The 20675-nt window shown below is 38.4% G+C and carries 21 protein-coding genes; 14 read left to right on the top strand and 7 right to left on the bottom strand.

Features of this window, described 5'->3' with window-relative positions:
* Positions 1-17 precede the first annotated feature (17 nt).
* Positions 18-317, top strand: coding sequence for a hypothetical protein (locus HCG49_RS05215; RefSeq protein WP_168468484.1), 300 nt, complete (start codon positions 18-20; stop codon positions 315-317).
* Between the two features lie 225 nt (positions 318-542).
* Here HCG49_RS05215 and HCG49_RS05210 read toward each other — a convergent pair whose 3' ends face one another.
* From HCG49_RS05210 to HCG49_RS05190, 5 genes are all read right to left on the bottom strand, one after another.
* Positions 543-2852 carry an FdhF/YdeP family oxidoreductase gene (locus HCG49_RS05210; protein WP_168468483.1) on the bottom strand — a complete coding sequence of 770 codons (2310 nt, stop codon included), beginning with the start codon at positions 2850-2852 and terminating at the stop codon, positions 543-545.
* Positions 2852-3223, bottom strand: a complete 372-nt coding sequence (locus HCG49_RS05205; RefSeq protein WP_168468482.1) for a DUF7009 family protein — start codon at positions 3221-3223, stop codon at positions 2852-2854. Before HCG49_RS05205 ends, HCG49_RS05210 begins: the two co-directional genes overlap by 1 nt.
* A gap of 146 nt (positions 3224-3369) precedes the next feature.
* Complete coding sequence (fdhD, locus tag HCG49_RS05200; RefSeq protein WP_168468481.1) at positions 3370-4203, bottom strand: formate dehydrogenase accessory sulfurtransferase FdhD; 834 nt, start codon at positions 4201-4203, stop codon at positions 3370-3372.
* 10 nt (positions 4204-4213) lie between these two features.
* Positions 4214-5125, bottom strand: a complete 912-nt coding sequence (locus HCG49_RS05195) for a bifunctional metallophosphatase/5'-nucleotidase (protein ID WP_168468480.1) — start codon at positions 5123-5125, stop codon at positions 4214-4216.
* A gap of 1 nt (position 5126) precedes the next feature.
* Positions 5127-5891 carry a 5'-nucleotidase C-terminal domain-containing protein gene (locus HCG49_RS05190; RefSeq protein ID WP_168468479.1) on the bottom strand — a complete coding sequence of 255 codons (765 nt, stop codon included), beginning with the start codon at positions 5889-5891 and terminating at the stop codon, positions 5127-5129.
* 71 nt (positions 5892-5962) lie between these two features.
* Between HCG49_RS05190 and HCG49_RS05185 the strand changes: the two genes are divergently transcribed.
* The 13 genes from HCG49_RS05185 (at position 5963) to HCG49_RS05125 (ending at position 18327) form a co-directional block, all read left to right on the top strand.
* The gene (locus tag HCG49_RS05185) at positions 5963-6499 is read left to right on the top strand and encodes a DUF6913 domain-containing protein (RefSeq protein ID WP_168468478.1); all 537 of its coding nucleotides are present in this window, start codon (positions 5963-5965) and stop codon (positions 6497-6499) included.
* Entirely contained in the window at positions 6499-7389 is an 891-nt protein-coding gene (gene dapA / locus HCG49_RS05180; RefSeq protein WP_168468477.1) for a 4-hydroxy-tetrahydrodipicolinate synthase, read from the top strand. Before HCG49_RS05185 ends, dapA begins: the two co-directional genes overlap by 1 nt.
* A 144-nt stretch (positions 7390-7533) precedes the next feature.
* Complete coding sequence (locus tag HCG49_RS05175; protein WP_168468476.1) at positions 7534-8355, top strand: outer membrane protein assembly factor BamD; 822 nt, start codon at positions 7534-7536, stop codon at positions 8353-8355.
* 13 nt (positions 8356-8368) lie between these two features.
* Entirely contained in the window at positions 8369-8701 is a 333-nt protein-coding gene (locus HCG49_RS05170; RefSeq protein WP_178338886.1) for a DNA-directed RNA polymerase subunit omega, read from the top strand.
* A gap of 5 nt (positions 8702-8706) precedes the next feature.
* A complete protein-coding gene (coaBC, locus tag HCG49_RS05165; RefSeq protein WP_168468475.1) occupies positions 8707-9912 on the top strand; it encodes a bifunctional phosphopantothenoylcysteine decarboxylase/phosphopantothenate--cysteine ligase CoaBC in 1206 nt (401 codons plus the stop codon).
* Positions 9905-10795 carry a DUF4835 family protein gene (locus tag HCG49_RS05160; RefSeq protein ID WP_168468474.1) on the top strand — a complete coding sequence of 297 codons (891 nt, stop codon included), beginning with the start codon at positions 9905-9907 and terminating at the stop codon, positions 10793-10795. Before coaBC ends, HCG49_RS05160 begins: the two co-directional genes overlap by 8 nt.
* A 54-nt stretch (positions 10796-10849) precedes the next feature.
* Positions 10850-12502, top strand: coding sequence for a DNA repair protein RecN (gene recN, locus HCG49_RS05155; protein WP_168468473.1), 1653 nt, complete (start codon positions 10850-10852; stop codon positions 12500-12502).
* Between the two features lie 25 nt (positions 12503-12527).
* Positions 12528-13340: an enoyl-ACP reductase gene (locus HCG49_RS05150; RefSeq protein ID WP_168468472.1), complete on the top strand. Its 813-nt coding sequence runs from the start codon at positions 12528-12530 to the stop codon at positions 13338-13340.
* Between the two features lie 66 nt (positions 13341-13406).
* The gene (locus HCG49_RS05145; protein ID WP_168468471.1) at positions 13407-14429 is read left to right on the top strand and encodes a glycosyltransferase; all 1023 of its coding nucleotides are present in this window, start codon (positions 13407-13409) and stop codon (positions 14427-14429) included.
* Positions 14430-14493: 64 nt separating this feature from the next.
* Positions 14494-15375 (top strand): hypothetical protein, encoded by an 882-nt coding sequence (locus HCG49_RS05140; RefSeq protein ID WP_168468470.1) that lies wholly within the window; start codon positions 14494-14496, stop codon positions 15373-15375.
* A complete protein-coding gene (coaE, locus tag HCG49_RS05135) occupies positions 15372-15953 on the top strand; it encodes a dephospho-CoA kinase (protein WP_168468469.1) in 582 nt (193 codons plus the stop codon). The genes HCG49_RS05140 and coaE overlap by 4 nt, the downstream gene beginning before the upstream one ends.
* Positions 15954-16038: 85 nt before the next feature.
* Positions 16039-17613 carry a sensor histidine kinase gene (locus HCG49_RS05130; protein WP_168468468.1) on the top strand — a complete coding sequence of 525 codons (1575 nt, stop codon included), beginning with the start codon at positions 16039-16041 and terminating at the stop codon, positions 17611-17613.
* 6 nt (positions 17614-17619) lie between these two features.
* Complete coding sequence (locus HCG49_RS05125) at positions 17620-18327, top strand: response regulator transcription factor (protein WP_168468519.1); 708 nt, start codon at positions 17620-17622, stop codon at positions 18325-18327.
* A 603-nt stretch (positions 18328-18930) separates the two neighbouring features.
* On the opposite strand, the gene miaA is transcribed toward HCG49_RS05125, so the two are convergent.
* Complete coding sequence (gene miaA / locus HCG49_RS05120; RefSeq protein WP_168468467.1) at positions 18931-19839, bottom strand: tRNA (adenosine(37)-N6)-dimethylallyltransferase MiaA; 909 nt, start codon at positions 19837-19839, stop codon at positions 18931-18933.
* On the bottom strand, positions 19836-20675 hold the full coding sequence (locus HCG49_RS05115) for an ion transporter (RefSeq protein WP_168468466.1): 840 nt from the start codon (positions 20673-20675) through the stop codon (positions 19836-19838). The genes miaA and HCG49_RS05115 overlap by 4 nt, the downstream gene beginning before the upstream one ends.

The following is a 20675-nucleotide window of genomic DNA, read 5'->3' as shown; positions in this document are numbered from 1 at the left end:
TAAAAATTTAAATAAAAATGAAGCCCAAAACTTTTAAAGAATTCCAAGACACTTTACAAGCTGATACACCACCTTCATTTTGGTCCGAAGCCTTACGGGCAATGTGGTACGATTTAAAAGGGAATTGGAATGCTTCCCACAACATTGCACAAGATTTACATACGATGGAGGGGAGTTGGATTCATGGGTATTTACATAGACAAGAAGGCGATAAGTTTAATGCTGGCTATTGGTACCGACGGGCTGGTCGAGATTATCCAAAGGTAAGTTTAGAGGAGGAACGACAAATAATGGTAACGTATTTTTTAAGGCAATAAGCATTGCGGACTGCCGTGCGCAAATAGTTCATGAAAGGCCACTGCTGATAGTTGTTCAGCAGTGGCTTTTTTTGCGTTAGGGACCGCGGCGGCATCCCCGTAGCAGCGCAAGGGATATAGCCAAGTGCCCGCCCGACGAAGGAGGGAACGCCCAAATTATTTTTACGATAATTGAAAATATAGCACTACTGTTTGGACTTGATTTGTATTAAAGAAATTTCGGCTTTAGTCTTCTAATTGGTGTTTTTTTATTTTTATCACAACCGATTTGGAAGTAGGGGTATTGCTTTTATCGGCTGTACTGTCTAAGGGAACTAAGACGTTTGTTTCTGGAAAATAAGTGGCGCAACATTGTTGAGGAATGTTGTATGGGACCAGAATAAACTTTTTTGCGACTCTTGTGGCTTTGCCGTGAAAATTGTACAGATCTACTAAGTCGCCTTCTTTAAAACCGAATTTAGAAATGTCGGCTGGATTCATAAAGACCACTCTTCTTTCGTTATAAACACCTCTATAACGGTCATTTAGTCCGTAAATGGTGGTGTTGAATTGATCATGGCTACGGACGGTCATCATCATTAAATCGTCTCTTTCCAAAGGTATTGGGGTGTTATTGGAAATGGTAAAATGGGCTTTTCCTGTTGGGGTTGCATAGGTGTTTTCTCTGGCGGTATTGGGCAAATAAAACCCTTGCTGAACGCGATTGTTGTAATCTGTGAACCCTGGGATACAGGCTTCTATGCTATATCGGATATGATTGTAATGCACCAAAAAATGATCCCAGTTAACCTTACTTTCTTTAAGGGTGGCTTTGGCTACATTGCACACTATAGAAGGTTCGCTTTGTAGAAGCTCCGAAATTGGCCGTAGGCTTCCCTTGGAACTATGGATGACACCCATGGAGTTTTCTACGCTTACAAATTGTTGCTCTCCGTTAATGATGTCCTTATCTGTCCTGCCCAAACAGGGTAAAATTAAGGCTTCTTTACCGTGAACCAAATGGCTTCGATTTAATTTTGTAGATACCTGTACTGTCAGGTCGCATCGCTGTAATGCTTGGGCCGTATATAAAGTATCTGGAGTTGCTGAAAGGAAATTGCCGCCCATAGCAAAAAACACTTTTGCCCGGCCATCATGCATCGCTTTTATACTTTCAACCGTATCGTAGCCGTTTTTTCGGGGTGGTTTAAAGTGAAATTCTTTTTCTAAATTGTCTAATAATTCCTTGGGAGGCTTTTCATAGATGCCCATGGTGCGGTCTCCTTGAACATTGCTATGTCCGCGAACCGGACAAGTGCCCGCTCCTGGTTTTCCTATACTTCCTTTTAATAGCAGGAGATTGACAACTTCCTGAATAGTGGCGACTGCATTTTTGTGTTGGGTAAGGCCCATTGCCCAACAGGCGATAATTTTATTTTTGTTGCTCAATATGGTAGCTAGCTGTTGTAGTTGTACCAAGGGTATGCCGCAGGCCGAGATAAGGGTGTCTAAATCAAGGCTTTCGATGTGGTTGAGGTAATCGTGAAAGCCCTTTGTTTTTTCATTAATAAAAGACAGGTCAAATACCTTTCCCGCATTGTTTTTCTCCTCGGCTATCATAAGCTTTACCAAAGCTTGTAACAGGGCCATATCGCCATTTATTTTTACCTGAAGATACATATCGGACAGCTTGGTCTTGTTTCCTAAAATGGCCTTTACTTCTTGTGGATTTTTAAAATTGAGCAATCCTGTTTCCATGATAGGGTTTACAGCAATGATGACAGCTCCATTTTCCTTAGCTTTTTGCAGGGCGCTAAGCATTCTTGGGTGGTTAGTACCTGGATTTTGTCCTAAAATAAGGATGACTTCTGTATTATAGAAGTCGTCTAAGGTAACAGATCCTTTACCGATGCCTAGGGTGTCGTTAAGGGCTACACCGCTACTTTCATGGCACATATTGCTGCAATCGGGCATGTTGTTGGTCCCAAATTCCCTGACAAAGAGCTGGTATAGAAAAGCGGCTTCGTTACTAGTACGTCCAGAAGTGTAAAAAATAGCTTGGTCGGGGGTATCTAAAGCGTTTAAATAATCCCCGATTTTTTTATAAGCCGCTTTCCAGCTTATAGCTTGGTAATGATCGGATCCTTTGGGAAGGTACATCGGTTGGGCGATTCGGCCTTTTTTGCCAATTTCATAGTCCGATAGTTTTGATAGTTCGGAGACACTATTGGTTTTGAAAAAAGCGGGTCCTAGTTTTTTGGTCGTCGCTTCCTCTGCAATGGCCTTAGCGCCATTTTCACAGTATTCGGCAATAGGGCTGCGTTCGTCGTCCGGGTCTGGCCATGCACAGCCGGGGCAATCAATTCCGCCTTTTTGGTTGAGGTTTGCCATAGCTTTGAAGCCCCTAAGAATACCCATTTCACTAAATACATGTTTGGCAGACGAAATGACGGCAGGGATTCCTGCAGCTACTTTTTTGGGCTCGGAAGTCCGTAGACCGGTTAATTTTGCCGGTGATTCAGCCTTGGGCGTCTTGTCTTTAGAAGAAGGATCCATTATTTTTTGGCTGCTGCCGGATTAGGGTAATTATCAGATTGATCTTCTATGCGTTCATCTAAACAAACGAAGTCTTTTTCTAATAAAAGGGATAAGGTATTTCCATTGTTTAAAACCATTTTGTGTTCATACCCAATACGCTCACTTTGTGGCCATAGGTTTTGTTCTGAAGCCGGTAAGAATAAGGTGATGGTGTCATGTTTGAATTCGGCCAATAGGGTGGTAATGTCTGGTTTTGTTCTTACCACATAAATAAAACTTTTTCCGTTAAACTCCGTACGTTGCTCAATATAGCCGCTCTGTCCTAATTTTTGAACTTCGGAACGAGTAAGTCTATAGCGAATGGAATTGCCTTGAATTCTTATTTTCATAGGTAGTTATTTTTGTTTTTTAACGGCCATATGTAATTTGCATATCTTCATTCGTCCTTGCGACCAAATTTCCGGAATGATCATTTCATGATTACACTTGCTTCCTAAATTTAGGAATTAAGAATTTGGCCTCAAAGAATTTTAGGCTAAAGTTTTATGCGCTCCGCACCACTGTATATATTGTATCGAGTTTCGTTTAGAAAACCTATTAAAGTTATATGGTGTTCCTTGGCCATTTCGACTGCCAAGCTCGAAGGGGCCCCTACGGCCATGACAAAGTGAATTCCGGCCATTACAGCTTTTTGAATGAGTTCAAAACTAGCGCGGCCGCTTAGTAATAATAGATGTTGGTCTAAGGGCAATTGGTCTTTTAGAAAAAAGTGTCCTATTAGTTTGTCCAGGGCATTGTGCCTTCCAACATCTTCTTTTAGGCAAACAAAACTTCCACTGGTATTAAATATGGCAGCCGCATGGAGGCCTCCTGTATTTTTAAAAATAGCTTGTTTTTGTTTTAATATGGTAGGAAAGGATTTGATGGTATCTGGCGCTATTTGAAAATTGCCAGAAGTGTTGGGCAATCGGCAAACGGTCTTTATGGCATCTAAGCTGGCTTTTCCGCAAACTCCACAACTGCTGCTGGTATAAAAATGTCTGTCTAAGGAGCTGAGGTTTAATTTTTCGGAAGTATTGAGGTATACATGTGTGGTGTTAGGGGTAGTGTCTACCTTGTCTACTTGTTGCTTGGTAGAGATAATACCTTCGGTAAATAAAAACCCAAGAGCCAATTCTTTATCACTGCCCGGGGTTCGCATGGTAATGGATATATTTTTATGGTTTACCTTAGGGGAGGCGTCAAGGATGCTGAGGCTAATCTCCAAAGGATCTTCTATGGCCAAAAAATCGGCTACTTCCTCTATAATGTCGCCCTTAATTTTAATGATTTGCTTTTTTAAGGTAGATTTTCCGGTGTCCTTTTCCATAGTATTTTCTTTACACTGTAATGGATATTCCCTCTGTACGAATGTTTTTTTGTTCGTCCAAGTAAAAGTCGATCCTTCCTAAATTAATCCCGAAACAACCTACTTGGTTGACCAATACTTGCCGGTCGTTTTTGTTTTTTACAATGGTAGGTTTGTCTAAGAAGGTATGGGTATGTCCGCCAATAATTAAATCGATATGCTCTGTTTGGGCAGCCAGTTTTAAGTCGTCTGGTTTTTGAAGGTTTTGGTATTGATATCCCATATGCGATAAGCAAACAATGATATCACATTTTTCTACCACTTTTAAGGTACGGCTAATATCCTGCGCTATCTCTATTGGGTTCAGGTATTCGGTTTCTTTATATAGATTTTTGCTTACCAGGCCATTTAGTTGTATTCCTAAGCCAAAAACGCCAACTTTTACTCCATCGCGTAAATAGGTTTTATAGGGTTTTACGTGGCCATCTATAAGGGTGTTTGAAAAATCGTAATTGGCCGATAAGAAATCAAATTTCGCATAGGGCAACTGGGCGTAAAGTCCTTCCAGACCATTGTCAAAATCGTGATTTCCCAAGGTGGCGGCATCATATTTTAGCATGCTCATTAATTTAAATTCCAGTTCTCCGCCATAAAAGTTAAAATAGGGGGTGCCCTGAAATATATCCCCTGCATCGAATAAAAGGGTGTTGGGGTTTTCTTTTCGGATTTGGGATACCAATGTAGCGCGTCTTGCTAATCCTCCTAAATTAGGGAAATTAGAATGATGGGCCGGAAAGGGGTCAATGTGGCTGTGTACATCATTGGTGTGTAAAATTGTGATATGCTTTTTAGCGGTACTTTGGCAAGAACTAAAAGATAAGCCACCTAGACCAATAAAAGCTGAGGTACCTGCAGTTTTCGATATAAATTTTCTACGCTCCATTTTAATTTTCTTGTATAAATCTGTCGTCTACTACAGAAGTAATCGTGTCCTTTTTAGAGAAATAATCAATCAAAGTATTTCTAACCAAATAATCAGCATTGGTCAGAGAGAGGTGGTCTTTAAAGAAAGTCATATTATCACCTCCTGTTATTAAATAATCTGATGTGGCCACAAAATAAACGTTGTCCTTGTCGAATGGTTTGCCTTGGATATTTACAGTTTTTAAATTTTTATTCTTGTCCACTATTATTTGGATGCCGGCAATAGGGTGTGGTTTGGTAGACTTTATAAGATAAGATACCAAGGCTTCTACAGAGGTCCCATTTAATTCGGCAATAAAAATGGAATTTTCAAACGGCATTACTGCATAGGCAGTCCTAGTGGTGATATTGCCTTTAGAAATATTAGTCCTTATGCCGCCATGGTTAAGAAGAACAAAATCTATATTTTTGCCGGTTCTTGATTTAAAAATCGGATTTACTTGCTCTAGGACAATATCGGCCATTAAATTTCCGGCCGTAGAATTGTATTTGCCGTCCGTTTTCGAGATTGTTTTGGGGGCATAAGCAAGGGTGCTGTCCAATACCTGATTTATCCGCTCTCTATAAGGGCTTACAAATGCTTCAATAGTGCCTTCAGAGGTGTAAGAAGAATCGATTTTTATAATTTTTCCTTCTATGGTATCTACTTTGGGAACGGAGTGTTTGCAGGAGGCAAATAGTAGTGTTGTTACAAAAATAACAAAATGTTGGTTTTTTAAAATCATATAGTTATTACCTTCGTATTATTATTGAGATGATATTATTTACTTTTACCACCACGATAATGTAAAAGTACATGTTTTTAAAATCGCTCACAGAAAAAATTAAGTTTAAAGCCGGTAAAAAGGCTTTAAAAAAAGGGTTAAAGGAGTCGGCAAGGCTTGTTAGTCCTAATAAAGGAATAAGTTCTATAGGTTGTATTGTTGATTTGGATGAGGTGACGGATACTGCGCAGTTTTATGAGTTTATAGAAGAATTTTCATTGCGTTCCAATGCTGTTCAGATAATTGGATATAAAAAACATCACGACAAAAACTCGCCTTATACCACTGCTATATTTACCGATAAGGATTTAGGCTGGGGTGGAAAAATTGAAAACAGTCATGTTTCAGAATTCTTAGGCAGAGAGTACGATCTATTGGTGAACTATTATACCAAAGACAAGTTGTTGTTGCAATTAATGACGATAAAAGCCAAGACCAAGTTAAAAGTAGGTTTTGGGGAAGTGGATAAAAATTTAAATGATTTGATATTGAATATTCCTATTAAGGATTTTCAAACGTTCAAAAAAGAACTGGCGAAATACTTAAGGGTTTTAAATGCGATTAAATAATGAAACAATTGATTGGTACGGGTGTTGCCTTGGTTACTCCATTTAAGGAGGATCTCTCTATTGATACGCTTGCGTTAGAGAAAATAGTAAATTACTGTGTTGACGGTGGGGTAGAATACCTTGTTGTCCTGGGTACAACGGCAGAATCTGTAGTGCTGACCGATAAGGAAAAGCAACTTGTAATCGATACCGTGGTAGCGGCCAATGCAGGTAGGCTTCCATTGGTGTTGGGTGTCGGTGGAAATAACACAGTAGCGGTGGTAGAAGAATTAGAGAAGACGAATTTGGATGAATTTGCTGCTATTTTATCAGTTTCCCCTTATTATAATAGACCTACCCAGGAAGGTATTTATCAGCATTTTAAAGCGGTTTCCATTGCTTCTTCCAAACCTATTATACTTTATAATGTACCAGGAAGAACGGGAAGTAATATGTTGCCCGAAACAGTATTAAGGTTGGCCAACGATTTTACAAATATCGTTGCTATAAAGGAAGCTTCTGGCGATATGGTTCAGATAATGAAGATTATTAAAGACAAGCCAGAAGATTTTATGGTGATATCCGGTGACGATTTTACGGCGCTGTCTACCGTGGTTGCCGGTGGGGCAGGGGTGATTTCTGTTTTAGGACAAGGGGTGCCCGTAGCCTTTTCACAAATGATTCGTTTTGGGCTGGAAGGAAAAGTAAAAGAGGCTTTCGAGTTACAGTATGCCCTACAAGATGGTGCCGACCTAATTTTTAAGGAAGGGAATCCGGCAGGTATTAAGGCTGTGTTTGAAATTTTGGGACTATGTTCTGGTCAGGTAAGATTACCTTTGGTGGAGGCCACTTCGTCGCTGAAAAGCAGCCTAAAAGCATTTATGGATAGCCTAATTAAAACTGTTGCGTAGGTGTTTGGGGGTTCCTTATATTCACAAAAATGAATATGATTAAAGTTAAAACTTGCACAAAAGATTGTAGTTGGCAGGGCAGGTAGTTATTTTAGTGCTATAAAAATGTTTTTTATATCCGTTTAGAATCCCTAATTTTGCAGAATGTTTTTAAAAATGAAGAGACTATTTTCCATATTATTTGCAGCCGTACTATTAAACTCTTGTAGTGAGTATCAAAAGGTGCTTAAAAACGAGGATGTTAAAGCAAAGTACGACTTGGCAGAAAAGTTTTATGACGAAGGCGATTATAAAAGAGCCAATCGTTTGTTAGAGCAAATAGCTCCTAAATATATAGGGAAACCTCAAGGAGAGAGGGTAATGTTTTTTCTAGCGAATTCTTATTTCGAGAATAGGGATTATAATATGGCAGGATATCAGTTCGAAAGATTTTTGAAATCGTATCCTAAAAGTGATAAGGCGGTAGAAGCTGGGTTTTTAGGAGCTAAAAGTTATTACAAGCTTTCTCCAAAATATTCTTTGGATCAGACAGATACAGATAAAGCTTTGATGAAATTGCAGAATTTTATCAATACATATCCAGATGCCGAGTATATGGCCGAAGCTAATATTATGGCTAAGGAATTAACTACCAAAAAGGAACGTAAAGCTTTTGAAATTGCGAAGCAATACAACACCATTGGTGAGTTCGATTATTCTTTTTTGACCCCTGCAGTAACTGCTTTTGATAATTTTATTTCAGACAACCCAGGGTCGGTATATAGAGAAGATGCTTTGTATTATAAATTTATGGCCTCTACAAGTTTGGCTATGAACAGTTTCGACTATTTAAAGAAACAACGATTGACCGATGCGAAATCTGTTTATACTGTGTTGAAAAAATATTATCCAGAGTCCGGTTATCTAAAAGATGCTAATAAGACTTTAGAGAAAATAGATAAAGAATTACAAAATTATTCCAAATAAAACTCCTTTTCACATGAATATGAATGACTTAAAAAATTCGAAAGCTCCTGTTTCTACGGTAACTATCAATAAGAACGATTTTGATGCACCTACAGGAAACATATACGAAGCTATATCCATTGCCTCTAAAAGAGCTGTTCAGATAAATTCTGAAATTAAGAAGGAGCTTTTAGAGAAATTGGAAGAGTTTGCTACTTATAGCGATAGTTTGGAAGAGGTTTTTGAAAACAAGGAGCAGATTGAAGTTTCCAAGTTTTACGAAAAATTACCAAAACCACACGCATTGGCAGTAAGAGAGTGGTTAGACGATAAGATTTATCACAGGAACACAGAAAAAGACGCTTAATAAGGATGTTGAGCGGTAAAAAAGTACTTTTAGGAATTTCTGGGGGTATAGCTGCATATAAGACTACCTTTTTAGTTCGTTTACTTATTAAAGCTGGCGCTGATGTTAAAGTTGTTTTAACAGAAAGCGCCAGCTCTTTTGTTACTCCCCTTACCTTAGCAACACTGTCAAAAAATCCGGTACTGACTTCTTTTGTGAATCATGAGGAGGGAAGTTTGGATTGGAACAATCATGTGGCCTTAGGGCTTTGGGCAGATATGATGCTGATTGCTCCGGCTACGGCAAATACCTTGTCTAAAATGGCCAATGGTACTTGCGATAATTTGCTGATGGCAACCTATCTATCGGCTAAATGTCCGGTATATTTTGCTCCTGCAATGGATTTGGATATGTACCAACATCCGTCTACAGCGGCCTCTTTTGAAAAATTAGCTTCTTTTGGTAATATCATGATTCCGGCAACTTCGGGGGAATTGGCTAGCGGACTTTATGGTGAAGGAAGAATGGCAGAGCCAGAGGAAATCGTCGATTTTATACAAGAGCATCTTGCAAAGGGATTGCCCTTAAGCGGGAAACGAGTGTTAATTACTGCAGGGCCGACCTATGAGGCTATTGATCCGGTTCGTTATATTGGGAACCATTCCACCGGTTTAATGGGGTATGAATTGGCTAAAAAAGCAGCTTCTTTTGGTGCTAAAGTGGTGCTAGTATCAGGGCCTTCGCACTTATCGATTCAACATAACAATATTGAGTTGATAAAAGTGAAATCGGCAGACGAAATGTACCAGGCAACCTTAAAGGAATACCATCTTTGTGATATTGTGATCTGTGCAGCTGCGGTAGCCGATTACAGGCCTAAGGCTGTCGCTGATCAGAAAATAAAAAAAGCTACAGAGGAATTTACGATTACCTTGGTTAAAAACCGGGATATCTTATTTTCATTGGGAGAATTAAAAAAGAAGCAATTCCTTGTTGGCTTTGCTTTGGAAACCCAGAATGAAGTGGAAAATGCGATAGGAAAATTAAAAAGGAAAAACCTTGATGCGATTGTTCTCAATTCATTAAACGATTCAGGAGCTGGTTTTGGAAAATTAACCAATAAAATATCCTTCATAGATAAGAATTTGGATATTAAAACGTTTGATCTAAAAACCAAGTCAGCGGTGGCTGCGGATATTTTAAATGAAATTATAGCTAAAATCTATGCGTAAGCTGCTAATTACCCTATTCTTTATAAGTTTCTCCTTTCTTTTAGGGGCTCAGGAGTTGAACTGTGTCGTCACTGTAAATTCCGACCAGGTAGGGCAAACCAATCAGCAAATATTTAAAACCTTGGAACGCTCTTTGAACGATTTTGTCAATAAAACCACTTGGTCCGACAGAATTTATAAGGAGAACGAAAGGGTAAGCGCCCAGATGTTTATTACTATTTCTGAATTGGAATCCAATAGGTTTAAGGCCAGTATACAAATACAATCTTCTAGGCCTGTATTTAATACCTCCTACGAAAGCCCAATTTTTAACTATAAGGACAATCAATTTAATTTTGAGTATATAGAGTTTCAGCCTTTGGTCTTTAATGAAAACAATATACAATCTAATCTGGTGGCAGTGGTTTCGTACTATGCTAATATAATTTTGGGATTAGATGCCGATACGTTTTCCTTGGAAGGAGGGAATGACTATTTTAAAAAGGCCCAACAGATTGTAGCCTTGGCGCAAAGCGCTAATTTTTCGGGCTGGGCACAGGCATCCGGGAATCGTAGTAGGTTTGAACTAGTAGACAACCTATTGTCTAATACTTACAAGGAATACCGCGTGGCATTGTATAATTACCACAGAAAAGGCTTAGATATATTAGCCGAAAATACCAGTTCGGGAAAACAGATAGTAGCGGGTACCATGCGATTGTTGGAAACCATGGTCAACCGCCGGCCGAATGCTTTTTTAATGCAGACCTTTTTTGATGCCAAGGCAGAAGAGATTCAAAATGTATTTTCCGACGGACCCAAAGTCGATATGGTAGCCTTAAAAGAAACCTTAAATAAGATAGCCCCGCTATATTCTTCCAATTGGAATGAAATAAAATTTTAAACCGTTTTTTTCCACTGGAATAAAATTTATCTTTACTGCAATAAACTTTATACATTGCTGACAAATTTATCCATAAAAAACTACGCCTTAATAGACCATTTAAACGTAAAGTTTACTAATGGTTTTACCATAATTACCGGGGAAACCGGTGCTGGTAAGTCAATCTTACTAGGTGGGTTGTCCTTGGTGCTGGGCAATAGAGCAGATTTATCATCCTTAAAAGAAAAAGAGAATAAATGTATTGTCGAGGCCGAATTTGAGGTCTCTAAATATGGGTTAAAACCTTTTTTTGAGGCTAATGATCTAGAATACGAGGAAAAGACCATTATTAGAAGAGAAATATTGCCGAGTGGCAAGTCTCGTGCTTTTATCAACGATTCTCCTGTGAACCTAGGGGTATTGACCCAATTGGGTGAACGGTTAATTGATGTACATTCGCAACACCAAACCTTAAAGTTGGGGGAGAACGATTTTCAATTAAAGGTCATCGATGCCTTGGCGGATAATGAAAAACCACTTCAAGCATATAGAGAAGACCTTATGGTGTATCAAAAGACTTCTAAGGAGTTAGATCGCCTAATTAACTTTCAAAAAACAGCCACTAAGGAGCACGAATACAATAGTTTTTTGCTACAGGAATTGAGTGCTGCCCCTTTAAAAGAAGGGATTGTAGCAGAATTGGAAGAGCAGTACGAGGAACTTAACAATGTCGAGGTTATTATGGACCAGCTCTCCCATGGGGAGCAGCTCCTTAATGACGAACAAGTAGGGGTGCTACAGTTATTGACACAATTAAAACAGACCTCCAGTAAATTGTCTGCCTTTGGGAACCAATATCAGGCTATAAATGAACGTATTATTTCGGTATTCATTGAATTAGATGATATATCTGGAGAACTTAACCAGTTTCAGGAGCGCTTGGAGGTGAATCCACAATTGCTAGAAGAAGTCAATGGAAAACTACAATTGTTGTACGACCTGTTTAAGAAGCACAAGGTCCAAGAGGTGTCCGAGCTGATAGTTATAAAGGAAGAGCTTGAAAAAAGCGTCAGTGCAACGGAGAATATCGATGCCGATATTTTGGCAAAGAAGAAAGAATTACAACTTTTAGAAAAAGAGCTAAATAAAAAGGCTCAGCACATCAGTAACAATAGAAAGTCGGTTATAGAGACTTTAAAAGAGCAATTGGCAGCCAGTTTAGCAGAATTGGGAATGGCTAGTGCTACCTTTAAAATTGAGATCAATCCAAGTAAGGAGTTTACCTCCTCGGGAAAGGATGATCTAGTCTTTTTGTTTTCGGCGAATAAAGGCTCTGCCTATGGCGAATTAAAGCGCGTAGCTTCGGGAGGGGAGTTGTCGCGGATAATGTTGGCCATTAAAGCTATTTTGGCGAAGTATGAAAACTTGCCTACGATGATGTTCGACGAAATTGATACGGGGGTGTCTGGAGAAATATCTACCAAAATGGGAGCTATCATGCAGGAAATGAGTAAAACAATGCAGATATTTTCCATTACCCATTTGCCTCAGGTGGCGGCTAAAGGGAAATACCATTATAAAGTATATAAGGAAGAGGAGCTTTTGGGAACCAATACAAAAATGAAAAAGCTGTCCGAAGAAGAAAGAGTTGTAGAACTGGCCGAAATGCTAGGCGGAAAAACAATCTCCCAGTCGGCCTTGGCCCATGCAAAACAGTTGTTGAATTAATGATCTTAAAGAAATAAAGATTCGTATGTCGTTTAATTTATTGAAAGGAAAAAAAGGAATTATTTTTGGGGCTTTGGACGAAAATTCAATAGCCTGGAAGACAGCAGAAACAGTACATGCACAGGGCGGTACTTTTGTGCTCACCAATGCACCCATCGCCATGCGTATGGGGCAAATAGATGAATTAGCAAAAAAAACAGGCTCAGAAATTATTCCTGCCGATGCTACGAGTGAGGCAGATTTAGATAATTTAGTAGCCAAAGCTATGGAAATTCTAGGTGGGAAAATAGATTTCGTTCTACATGCTATTGGGATGTCCGTAAACGTGCGTAAGGGCAGGGCATATACCGATGAGAAATACGATTTTACGACCAAAGGTTGGGATGTGTCCGCCTTGTCCTTTCACAAGGTGTTACAAAGCTTGTACAAGGCCGATGCCATGAACGAATGGGGAAGTGTGGTAGCCTTGTCCTATATCGCGGCTCAACGTACCTTTCCCGATTATAACGATATGGCAGATAACAAAGCCTATCTCGAGTCCGTAGCACGTAGTTTCGGATACTTTTTTGGAAAAGAGAAAAAAGTAAGAGTAAATACCATTTCTCAGTCCCCAACGCCTACAACGGCCGGACAAGGAGTAAAAGGATTCAATAATTTTATCTCTTATGCCGAAAAAATGTCGCCCTTGGGCAATGCTTCTGCGCAAGACTGTGCCGATTATACCGTTACTTTGTTTTCGGATTTTACCAAAAAGGTAACCATGCAAAACTTATTCCATGATGGCGGTTTCTCCAATACAGGGGTGAGCCAGGAAATAGTAGATAAATTCTCGGAATAAAATTATAATACTAATGTAAAAGCCATCCGATCATTGGGATGGCTTTTGTTTTTATATACAAAATTAATGGACTTGTTTTTTTCTTTTATCGTTCCTGTGTATAACAGACCTATCGAAATAAAAGAGCTGTTGCAAAGCCTCAGCTTGCAAACGTACGGGAAACCTTTTGAGATAGTGATTGTTGAAGATGGTTCTGAAGATAGTTCCCAAGAGGTGGTAACAGCTTTTCGGGACAAACTTTCTATTACCTACTTGACAAAGAAAAATTCTGGCCCAGGCGATTCTAGGAACTATGGGATGAAACGAGCCAAAGGAAACTATTTTATTGTCCTGGATTCTGATTGTATTTTGCCGCCTCAGTACCTAGATGCGGTAGAGGAATCCTTGAGCAAAAAATACGTTCCTTGTTTTGGTGGTCCCGATGCTGCACACGAATCTTTTACCGTCGTTCAAAAGGCAATAAACTACGGGATGACTTCTATATTGACCACTGGGGGGATAAGAGGTTCCAAGGCGGCTGTAGGTAAGTTTCAACCGAGGAGTTTTAATATGGGTATTTCTAAAGAAGCCTTTGAAAAAACAAAAGGATATGGCAATATTCATCCCGGAGAAGATCCGGATCTTACTTTTAGAATCTGGAAGGAAGGATTTGATACTAAATTGATTCCAGAGGCTTTTGTATACCATAAAAGAAGGATCGATTGGCATAAGTTTTATATTCAAGTAAGTAAATTTGGAAAGGTAAGGCCAATTCTAAACCGTTGGCATCCGGGAACGGCTAAAATCACCTATTGGTTTCCTACATTGTTCTGTGTCGGTTTTATCGCAGCCATAGTGTTTGCGATCCTAGGGAATTATTGGCTTATTTTATTGTTCGCTTTGTATTTTATAGCGCTATTTGTTCATTCTTTAGTGCTGCATAAGAATATTGTTATTGCATTTCTGTCCCTAATCGCAGCCTCCATTCAGTTTATGGGATATGGTTTAGGATTTTTAAAGAATACGGTTCTTATGGCCCTAAGTAAAAAGGAGCCGCAAGAATTGTTCCCTAAGTTATTTTTTAAACCTAATTTGCAGCGTGATAAATAGTATAAAAAAGCGACTTGATAAAAGGAAAGTAAAGCTTTCGTTAATTTTTTTAACGTGTTCGTTTTTGGCGTGGTTTGTTACTAATTTAACCGAAAACTATACCGAGAATGCCGAATTCGATTTGCAATACAGTCGACCCCCAGATAGTTTGTTGTTTAACGGCGCTTCTAAAAACAAAATTAAGGTGAGACTGCGCACTAGTGGATTTCAGTTCTTATTGTTTGGTTTTAGAAACAAGCAAGTGCATTTATCGCTGTCGTCCCTAAAACAAAGGGGGGCAAAGTATTATATACCTCCTTCCGTATATAAAAATCAGATTGAAAATCAATTGCCAAAATCGATCTCCATATTGGATATGGATAGGGATACCTTGTTTTTTGACTTCGAAAAATTATATAAAAGGGAGATTCCAATAAAGGCTAATGTTAAACTGAATTTAGAACCACATTACTTAATTGATGGAGCGCTGCGAATAGAGCCTAGCAAACTTACTGTGATAGGACCTAAAAATGAAATCGATAGCTTGAAGTTTATAGAGACGGAATCCTTGGTTGTGCCTCAAGTAAAAATGGATTTTAATAAAAAGTTGCCCCTAAGGCTTCCCAAGAACTTAAAACATACCCGATATTCGCATAGGGAAACAACGGTTTCTGTACAGGTGTTTAAATTTTCTGAGAAACTTTTAGAAGTTCCCGTGCAGGTAATTAATGTGCCCGAAGGAACTATGGTAAGAACCTTTCCAGATCGGGTATCGGTGATTTGTAAAGCCCGATTGGAAGATCTGAAAAACATAAGCGTAACCAATTTTTTGGTGGTGGTAGATTATGCCGAGATCAAGGAAGGGCGAGATAATATTCTTCCGTTGAAACTGCTTAAAAAGCCCGATCATTTAAACGTGGTTGAACTTAAGGAAAATGAAGTGGAATTTATTTTAAAAAGAGAATGAAGATTGTAGGCCTGACAGGTGGTATTGGTAGTGGGAAATCTACGGTAGGAGAAATGTTCCGAGAATTGGGAGTGCCTGTTTATAACTCGGATATTCAAGCTAAAATACTGATGGGCGAATCCAAGGAACTTCAGGAACAAATTCGAGGCTTGCTGGGGGCAGAAAGTTATGAAAATGGCGTGTTGAATAGGGCCTTTATCGCAAATAAGGTGTTTAAGGATAAGGAATTGCTCCAGGCTTTAAATAGTATCGTACATCCAGCAGTGAGACAGCATTTTTTGCAATGGGCAAAAAAGCAAAATGTACCTTACATCATTCAGGAAGCAGCTATTATTTTTGAAAATAATAGTGTCGATTTTTATGATAAAATTATTTTGGTAACCGCACCCAAAGATGTTAGAGTCTATAGAGTGGTAAAGAGAGACCAGGTGGAGGCGAAGAAAGTAGAGGATAGAATGGAAAATCAATGGCCCGATGAAAAAAAAGAGGAAGTTTCCGATTTTGTAATTCATAACACCGATCTTGAACAAACTCTTAAAGAAGTGTATAAGGTGCACGAAATCCTACTTAAAATGTAGGTAGGTGACAAGGTTTTAACATCTTTGTTAAGATTAGGTTAAAGGGGCAATTCCCTAAATGTTAAATTTATAATTTTACTTGCAAATGAATAAAAGGTTATTTGGTCTTTTGGTGGTCTTAATGAGCCTTTCCTTAATTGGAATTATTTTTGTCCAAAGTTATTGGATCAATAAGTCTGTACAAGATAAAGAAGAACAGTTTTCCAATACGGTAACCCAGATATTGAATAGGGTTGTCGAAAATATTGAAAAAAGAGAAGTTCAAGATTATCTCGATGAATTTTACAAACTAAAGGATTCCATAGGAGAGCCTAAAGCAGCCCATCTTAAGAACTTCTTTTTTTTCGATCGTGATATTAATTCCAATGAAATTAGGTTTTATACGCACGGTATTTTAGAAGAAGATTACGATTTGGCCTCTACGCTCTTTGATATTGGTTCAGAAACCACCACTTTTAAAAATATTACGAGTACTAAAACTACCGAAATATTTAAAGAAGAATTTGGTTTGGACGGCAAATCATATGCCTTGACTCCGGTTCAGAAAATAAAGAAAATCGGTGAGCTTGCTTCAGTAGATCGGATTGGTATGGATCTGGCTTTTAGGGAGCTGGCAAAGTCCAGGTCTATTCATAAACGAGTGACCAGACAGGAGATCGAACTGTTCTTGAGTCGAGAGCTTAAAAATAGTGGTATAGATATTGATTATGAATATGGGGTATATAGTAAAGGTTTGCCCACGAAAGTGAAATCTAAGAAATTTAAATTTTCGAATACAAGCCTGTATAAATCCCCGTTGTTTTCAGATAGTGAAGGAAATACAAATTTTTCCCTTTTGTTGACCTTTCCTAAAAAGAAAAGGTTTTTAATACAATCAATTCTAGGGATGGCAATTTTGTCCCTAACGTTTACATTAATTATTGTGGTGGCGTATGCAGGTGCAATTTATCAATTGATAAAGCAAAAACAGATTTCAAAAATAAAGTCTGACTTTATTAATAATATGACGCATGAATTTAAAACACCTATTGCCACGATAAATTTAGCGGTGGAGGCTATTAAGAATCCAAAAATAATAAGTGATAAAGATAAGGTGCTCCGGTACCTACAAATGATAAGGGATGAGAACAAAAGAATGCATGCCCAAGTAGAAAATGTATTGAGGATTTCAAAATTAGAAAAGAATCAACTCGATATTAGTAAGGATAGGGAAGATGTTCACGACATAATAGAAGATGCGATTACACATGTAGAACTAATCGTTGCCGATAGAGGTGGGTATATCAATACCCATTTAAATGCAGAGCGTTCGGAAGTATTGGCCAATGAAATGCATTTTACCAATGTAATGGTAAACATATTGGATAATGCTGTAAAGTATTCTCCGGATACGCCAAAAATTGATGTATTTACGGAATTGGCGAATAATTTTATTGTTATCAAGGTTCAAGATCAAGGGGCAGGAATGAGTAAATCTGTACTTAAAAAGGTTTTTGAACAGTTCTATAGAGAACACACAGGAGATATACACAATGTAAAGGGGCACGGATTGGGGCTCGCTTACGTGAAAAAAATAATTGATGATCACCAAGGAGAAGTTTTTGCAGAAAGTGAAAAAGGAAAAGGAAGCACTTTTTATATAAAACTACCTTTAATTTAAACTATGATGGAAACAGTTGAAAAGAAAATACTTTTAGTAGAGGACGACCCTAATTTTGGGATTGTTCTAAAAGATTATTTGGCAATGAACGATTTTGATGTGACGTTGGCAAAAAATGGAATGGAAGGTTTCGAGAAATTTAAAAAAGATAATTTCGATGTTTGTATTCTAGATGTAATGATGCCATATAAAGATGGTTTTACCTTGGCTAAAGAAATTAGAGAAAAGAACGAAAATGTGCCGATAGTTTTTCTTACCGCTAAAACCATGAAAGAAGATGTGTTAAAGGGGTATAAGGCCGGGGCCGATGATTATTTGAACAAGCCTTTTGATTCTGAAGTGTTATTGATGAAATTAAGGGCCTTGCTACAAAGGAAATCCACAAGTTCTTTGTCCGATAGCAAACAGTTCGAATTTAATATAGGTGGATTCCATTTGAATTCAAAACTCCGATTCTTGAAATATAAAGATGAAGAAGCTATCAAATTATCGCCAAAAGAAAATGAGTTGTTGCGCTTGTTAGCCCTGCACGAGAACGATTTAATGCCAAGGGAGCTTGCCTTGACAAAAATATGGAGAGACGATAATTATTTCACCTCTCGTAGTATGGATGTGTATATTGCTAAATTGCGTAAGTACCTTAAAAAGGATGATACCGTGGAGATTTTAAATATACACGGCGAAGGGTTTAGGTTAGTTGTGAAATCGGAATAATATCGCTCGCCCTTTTCTTATTTATGTAGAAATATCGTAAAAGGAACACAGATAGTCAATCATATTATAATGTCATTTGACTAGAATAGTTGTGGAACTATAACGAAGACAAATCGTTAGAATTTGCCAAATATATAATAGAGCACCTGGATTTTTCAGGTGCTTTTTTTGTTTTTACAAGGAACAAGAGCTGGTCAATTTCCAATTAAAAGACATAAAATTTCGCGATAAGAACAGAACATTTCAAATTCTAAAAGCCTTGGTCATTTTAATTTGGGCGTTCCCTCCTGCGTCGGTCGGGCTCTTGGCTATATCCCTTGCTCCGCTGCGGGGATGCCGCCGCTATCCCTAACGCATACAAAGGGCAAATGTGGCAATGATAGTAATGGATGTAACTATAAAGTTTAATTGGCACAGATTTTACAGAGAGCTGCCGTAGGGTAGTCAAGGGGCTTTTAGAATCATACGTTTCCGTAAAAATATAAAACCATTACCCATGGGCTGTTTTTATGTGTATTTGGGAAAGACCTACAACGGTTTATCCTTGCTTATAAAGGAATTATTTTATGGGTGTTGTTGCTAAAAGAATAAGAACACCTTCTGTTATATCAACTCTTGATCTATTTTTACAATAAGATCTTCCGTTTCTTCGGAAGGGGTAGTCCAAATGGTATCGGTCTTTTTGTTAAACCAGGTCATTTGTCTTTTTGCGAACCTTCTAGTGTTTTTCTTGATTTCAGAAATTGCAAATTCTAGCGGAATTTCACCATTCAAATAACGGAAAAGTTCTCGGTAACCAACGGTCTGTAACGCGTTTAGGGCCTGATGCTCTAATAAAGGCTTTACCTCGTCTAACAAGCCTTCCTTCATCATAAGATCTACGCGCTGATTGATACGGTCGTAAATGATCTCCCTTTCGGCTTTAATGCCCACTGTAATGGTTTTAAAGGGACGGGGTTCTTTCTCTTTGTTTAAAAATGAAGAGTAGGGCTGTCCTGTTCCTAGGCAGATCTCCAAAGCTCTAATAAGCCTATGTGGATTGTTAATGTCAACCTTCTGATAATAGTCAACATCTAATTCTTCTAATAGCTTTTGAAGTTTAGCAATCCCTTCTGTCTCTAAAGTTTTATTTAGTTCGGCGCGTATTGATGGAGAAACGTCTGGGAAAGAGTCTAGTCCTTTGACCACCGCATCAATATATAGTCCGCTGCCACCCACCATGATAATAATATCATTGGTTTTGTATAATTCAGCCAACAATTCAAGAGTATCCCTTTCAAAATCTCCAACCGAGTATTCCTCAAAAATACTTTTGTGCTGAATAAAATAATGTTTGGCTGCCTGCAACTCCTCCTTCGACGGAACAGCAGTTCCTATGGTCATTTCCTTAAAAAACTGCCTAGAATCTGCAGATATTATAACGGTCTTATAATGTTGTGCCAAGGCAATGGCTAATTTTGTTTTACCGATCGCAGTAGGGCCAACTACTGAAATTAATACTTTCTCTTTCATTCTTCTTCTCTCAATTTATTCCCGCATTGCCTACAGTAATGGGCATCGGCACGTAATATTTCCGAGCCGCACTCGGTACATGCTCTGCCGGCATCCATTTTTTTAGCCGTATTCATTCTAGAGGCGTATTCGGATGATACAATTCCTGTAGGAACGGCAATTATGCCATAACCGATGATCATAACAATGGTGGCAATGAATTGTCCCAAAGGAGTTTCTGGGGAAATATCTCCGTACCCTACGGTGGTTAAGGTTACAACAGTCCAATATACGCTATGTGGAATGCTATTGAATCCGTGTTGAGGCCCCTCTACAATATACATTACGGTACCTAATAAAATAGATATCACAACGATAAAAAATACGAATACAAATATTTTTGTCTTACTAGCGTTCAATGCCCGGATCAAATTATTAGACTCGCCAACAAAACGAACTAATTTAAGAATTCGGAAAACCCTTAACAATCGCAATATTCTAAAAGCCGTTAGATATTGGGACCCAATTAAGAATAATGATAGGTATTTTGGAATGGTTGAAAGAAAATCAACAATACCGAAAAAACTGAAAATATACTTCTTGGGCTGTCGGATAGAAATGATCCTTAGGATATACTCAATGGAAAATAAAATAGTAACAACCCACTCGGAGTAATTTAGGAATTTATGGTAATGTTGATCAATCCAAGGAACACTCTCTAGCATTACAATAATAACGCTATAGACAATTATAACCAATAATAAGATATCAAAAAGCCTCCCGGCGGGAGTATGGGTCCCATAAATAATTTCGTGAAGCTTGGCTATCCATTTCTTATTTGGTTGCTGTGTTTTCAA

The sequence above is a fragment of the Arenibacter sp. 6A1 genome (assembly GCF_012272855.1).
In the GTDB taxonomy this organism is placed as follows: domain Bacteria; phylum Bacteroidota; class Bacteroidia; order Flavobacteriales; family Flavobacteriaceae; genus Arenibacter.
The sequence above is the reverse complement of the archived record's forward strand: the minus strand, read 5'-3'. Positions and strand labels throughout refer to the sequence as shown.